The organism is Sphingosinicella sp. (assembly GCF_052387495.1).
GTDB lineage: Bacteria > Pseudomonadota > Alphaproteobacteria > Sphingomonadales > Sphingomonadaceae > Allosphingosinicella.
The window spans coordinates 1-4,781 of sequence record NZ_JBQTJC010000259.1 but is presented as its reverse complement, the minus strand read 5'-3'; the positions used below and the strand labels follow the sequence as shown (position 1 = coordinate 4,781).

The window sequence follows — 4,781 nt, the reverse complement described above, 5'->3', positions numbered from 1 at the left end:
AGGTCGCAGAGACGGCGTGGACCTGGCCCTGCTCGTCGCGAAAGGCGGCGACGTTGCGGCCGTCGAGCTTAAGGATTCCGCCTTCGCCCGGCTTGAGCGAGTCGAGCGCATCCGGCTTGGGGCGGAGATGGCCGCCGATCAGGTCCGCGGCGACCTCGGCATTGCCTTTGGCGAACTGCACGGCGCCCGCGACCGGCTTGATCCGGGTCGCGTCGTAAAGGTCGAGCCAGGGATTTTCGCGCCCCTCGACCAGGTCGGCGATCAGGATCGCGGCGGCGGCGCCATTGGTGATCCCCCAGGCATTGAAGCCGGTCGCGACCAGATAGGCGCTGTCGCCGGACGAGGACCAGCCGACGAACGGCGCCGAGTCCATCGGCGTATAGTCCATGTTGGTCCAGCGCCAGGACGGCGCGACGGAGAAATGGCGCCTGGCGAACTCCTCGAGCTCGGCGAAGGCCGCGCGCTCGCCCTCGACGTCGCCGCCCTTGAAGGAAGGCCCCGTGAAGATCAGCCAATCGCGCCCGTCCTCGTCGCGATGGCCGCGCAGCGAGCGGTGCGGAGTCTCGGCGCTGATATACATGCCGTCCGGCACGCGGCTCGGCTCCGCCTCGCCCATGATCACCGGGTGCATGTGCGGGTGGGTCTCGGCGTAGAACAGGCCGGTCTGACCGAGCGGCAGGTGGGTGGCCATCACGACATGCCGCGCACGCACCGTTCCGCTCCCGGTCGCGACCCGACGCGGATCCCAATCCACCACGCGAGACTGCTCGAAGACGTGACAGCCGTCGCCTGGAAGGGTGGCGGCGAGGCCCTTCACGAACTTCGTGGGGTGGAACTGGGCCTGATCGTCCCAGCGCATCGCCGCGCGGACTTCATAGGGCAGGCCGATCTCGCGGGTGAGGGTGGCGGGCAGCCCGAGCACAGCGGCGAGCTTCGCCTCCTCCTCGATCCGCGCGATCTCCTTGTCGTCGAGCGTATAGGTGAAAGCCGGCTTGCGGGCGAAGTCACAGGCGATGCCGTGGCGGTCACTCAGCTCGGCGATGAGCCTGAGGCCGGCCTCATTCGCGTCAGCATAATGGCGCGCGCCTTCGGCCCCGAACTTCCGCTCGATGATTGTGTAGGCGATGTTGTGCTGCGAGGTGATCTTGGCGGTCGATTTGCCGGTGCCGCCCTCGCCGACCCGGTTCCCCTCGACCAAGGCGACGCTGAGGCCGCGGTCCTTGAGAAGGCGGGCGGTTATCACGCCGACGATGCCGCCCCCGACGATGGCGACGTCGACATCGTGCTTTCCGGCCAAGGGCGGATGGTTCGACGCGGACGCGGTCGCGTTCCAGTAGGATTCGTGGCGGATGCGGGCCATGACGGGCTCCCGGCTGAAGGGTATAGCGGGACAACCGCCGGCCGCGGCGCCTGTTCCGGATCAGGGGGGCGGCGCGCCGGGCGCCGGGATCAGAACGTCGGCGACGAGGCGCCAGCCTTCGGTCCGCTTCTGCCAGATGCGGGCATAATGGCCCCAGCGCGGCTGCTCGTCGCGGCTCCAGCGCGCCTCGCCATAAGTGAAGGCGAGGTCGCCACCGCTGCTCGCGACGCCGCCCTGTGGACGTAAGGTCATGCGGGCCGGGCGGCGGGCGAGCTCGGCGGCATGATGCGCGCGTCCAGGGTAGGAGGCGGTGCGCGAGCCGGCGACGAGCGCGTCGTCGGAGAGGTAGCGCAGATGCGCGGCCGGTGCGTCAGTCGCGGCGCGCTCGGCGAGCTCGGCTTCGAGCGAGGCGATCTCGGCCAGCGCCTGCTCGGCGGAGCCTGCCGACGCGGTCGCCGGGGCGAGCCGCGCCACCGTCTCGGTCGGGCCGGGCAACGGCGCCTCATGGAGCGGGCCGCCGTCGTAGATCCAGCGCCACGAGCCGTCGGCCTGACGCTGCCAGACGGTGAAGTAGCGCACCGGGATGGTCGCGCCGCCGGTGGTGAAGCCGAGGTCGCCCGAATTGGCGACGCCGGCCCAGTGCGGCCACCAGAAGAGCGGCGGGCCGGGTGGCGGCGCGTCCGGCAGTGCCTCGAGCCCCGGCCGGGCGCGGACCGGGCCGGGCTGGAAGACGATGCCGTCGTCGGCGACGTAGCGCAGGAAGCCCTGCTTGAAGCCGTTGGCTCGGGTGTAATCGGCGAAGGCGCGTTCGGCCGCGATCACCTGGTCGATCGGCGCCTGCGCCTCGGCGAGCGCGGCGCTGCCGGCGATCGCCGCCAGCGCGATCAGGCCGCGGGTCCAGAACATCTTCATGGTCGTCAACTCCTGCCGCATTCCCGCGGGTCGGCGCGCTCGTTGTCACGGCGCGGCGCGGAGGTGGCGGGCCGTTCGGCGAAGCGCCGGCAGGCTTCGACGGAGGTTCGGCGCCTAGCGGCTGGCGACGGCGGTGTTGCCGCTTCCGGCCCGGTTCAGCGCCTGGCGGACCGGGGCGTCGCGGCCGTAAATATCGGCATAGGTGACGATATTGCCGTCATTGGTCGCCGCCGCCGTGAAATAGGCGATGTAGACCGGAATCGGCTCGGCGAGCGGGACCTGCATGTTCTCGCCGCGCGCAATCGCCGCGTCGATCGCGGCGCGGTCCCACCGGCCGGTCGGGGCGAGCAGCACCTCCGCGAAGGCGCGCGGATATTGGGTGCGGATGCAGCCGTGGCTGAAGGCGCGCACCGCCCGCTGAAAATATTGCTGCGACGGCGTGTCGTGCAGATAGATGGCGTGATCGTTCTGCATCTCGATCTTGAGCCGGCCGAGGGCATTGTGCGGCCCCGGACGCTGGCGGACGCTTATCGAGCTGCCCGAGCGGCGGACCTCGTAGGTCGGGCCGAAGCGGCCGCCCATCTCGCGGATGATGCTCTGCGGCAGGTGCCACCAGGGATTGAGCGTCACCGCGGTGATCGTCGCGGCGAGCTGCGGCGTCGGCGTGCGCCGCGCGCCGACCACGGTGCGGTGACGGGCAGTGACGCTGCCATTGTCGACGATCGCGGCGGTGAAGGCGGGGACGTTCACGATGACATGGCGCGCGCCCATGTTGCGGGGCATCCAGCGCCAGCGCTCCATGTTGGCGCGGATCAGGTCGCGGCGGGCGCGATCCTCCGGATCGGTCTGGGCGAGGGCGCGCTTGAGGCCGGCATATTGCGGGTGGGTGGGCAGGAGGCCGTCGAGGATCGCTGCGACATTGCCCTGGCTCGCGCGCTGCAGCAGCATCTGCTGCTGGTTGCCGTTGATCGACGTGTCAGGGATGAACCACTGGACCCGGCTGTTGCCGCGGACCTGGCCGCCGGAAAGGTCGGCGCTGAGGCGCAGGAAGGTCTGGTTCGCGACCGGCGTGAGCGCCGCATCGTCGCCCGAGGCGATCGCCGCGCGCAGCCGCTCGGGATCGTAGGCGGCGGGATCGAGCCCCTCGGCATCGACCCGCTCGACATAGTCGAGCAGCTCCTGCGCCGCCGCGCGCCGCCAGGTCCGGACGACAGGTGCAGGTGCCGGCACCTGCACGGCAGGCGGCGCGGCGGAAGGCGGGGCGGCCGGCGCCTGCTGGGCGAGCGCCGCGGTCTGAATGGCGCCGGGCATGGTCGGCGTCGCAAGCGCGACGAGCAGCGCGGGAATTTTCAGCGATGTCCTCATGGCCCCCTTCTAGCCGAGGAGGGCCTTTCGCGCCAGCGCAATTCCTGCACGTTTCGTCGACGAAATGGCTCAGGTCGCCCTCAGGCGGGCGTGCGGTGGACCCAGCCGAAATAAGCCGCGACGAGGGCGAGCAGGCCGTGCAGCCAGATGTCGTTGCCGTAGAGCGGGACCAGCCCGAAGCCGTCGCTGAGCGCCGGAATGAAGCCGGCCACGGTCAAGAGCGCGTAAATGAGCGCGACGCCGCGGGCGTAGGTCACAGAATTGCCCGCCGAGCGGCCCGCATAGAGGCCCCACAGGCCGAACAGGATGTGCACGGCATTGTGCAGCGGGCTGATCGGGAAGAGGCCGAACAGCATGCCATGGTCGGCGTCGACCGCGAGCGGATGGACTTCCGCCCCGCTTGTCACCAGCTGCGGCACGAAGCCCGCGATACCGACAAGCAGAAAGACAATTCCGAAGATCGTGGCGAACGTGCGCGTGCTCATGTCGTTCTCCCTTTCAGAGACGAACCCTACGCATCCCCGCTTCATCGTAACGCGCGCCGGACACCGCGCGTGCCGCGTCGAGCTCGGCCAGATCGGCCGTGCCGAGGTCGAGATCGACCGCGGCGAGGCTGTCCTCCAGCGTCGCCCGGCGCTTCGTGCCGGGTATCGGCACGATATCATCCCCTTGCGCGAGAAGCCATGCCAGCGCGACCTGCGCCGCCGAAGCCTCGTGGCGCGCGGCGACCCGCTCGACCACCTCGACGAGGCCGAGATTGGCGTCGAAATTCGCCTCCGACCAGCGCGGGTCGTTGCGCCGCCAATCGTCGGCGGGAAGATCGTCGCGGCTCTTGATGCGGCCGGCGAGGAAGCCGCGGCCGAGCGGGCTGTAGGGGACGAAGCCGATGCCGAGCTCGCGGCAGACGGGGAGGATGTCCTCCTCCACCTCCCGCTCCCAGAGCGAATATTCGGACTGGAGCGCGGCAATCGGATGGATTGCGGCGGCGCGGCGGATCGTCTCCGGACCCGCCTCGGAGAGGCCGAGATGGCGCACCTTTCCCTCCTTCACCAGCTCGGCCATGCCGCCGACCGTCTCCTCGATCGGCGTGTTGGGATCGACCCGGTGCTGGTAGAAGAGGTCGATCGTGTCGATGCCGAGCCGC

The 4,781-nt window shown here is 70.2% G+C and carries 5 protein-coding genes; all 5 read right to left on the bottom strand.

The window, feature by feature from the left end:
• On the bottom strand, nucleotides 1–1,360 hold a 1,360-nt coding region (locus ACT4N8_RS14160; RefSeq protein ID WP_444858759.1), incomplete at its 3' end, for an FAD-dependent oxidoreductase.
• A 60-nt stretch (nucleotides 1,361–1,420) separates the two neighbouring features.
• Nucleotides 1,421–2,272: a DUF4440 domain-containing protein gene (locus ACT4N8_RS14155; RefSeq protein ID WP_444858758.1), complete on the bottom strand. Its 852-nt coding sequence runs from the start codon at nucleotides 2,270–2,272 to the stop codon at nucleotides 1,421–1,423.
• A 114-nt stretch (nucleotides 2,273–2,386) separates the two neighbouring features.
• Nucleotides 2,387–3,637 (bottom strand): L,D-transpeptidase family protein, encoded by a 1,251-nt coding sequence (locus tag ACT4N8_RS14150; protein ID WP_444858757.1) that lies wholly within the window; start codon nucleotides 3,635–3,637, stop codon nucleotides 2,387–2,389.
• Between the two features lie 80 nt (nucleotides 3,638–3,717).
• Nucleotides 3,718–4,122: a DUF4383 domain-containing protein gene (locus ACT4N8_RS14145; protein WP_444858756.1), complete on the bottom strand. Its 405-nt coding sequence runs from the start codon at nucleotides 4,120–4,122 to the stop codon at nucleotides 3,718–3,720.
• 13 nt (nucleotides 4,123–4,135) lie between these two features.
• On the bottom strand, nucleotides 4,136–4,781 hold a 646-nt coding region (locus ACT4N8_RS14140; protein ID WP_444858755.1), incomplete at its 5' end, for an aldo/keto reductase.

Excerpts from the sequence above, each read along its gene's own strand:
- ACT4N8_RS14155 (WP_444858758.1), bottom strand. The coding sequence starts at position 2,272 with ATGAAGATGTTCTGGACCCGCGGCCTGATCGCGCTGGCGGCGATCGCC.
- ACT4N8_RS14150 (WP_444858757.1), bottom strand. The coding sequence starts at position 3,637 with ATGAGGACATCGCTGAAAATTCCCGCGCTGCTCGTCGCGCTTGCGACG.
- ACT4N8_RS14145 (WP_444858756.1), bottom strand. The coding sequence starts at position 4,122 with ATGAGCACGCGCACGTTCGCCACGATCTTCGGAATTGTCTTTCTGCTT.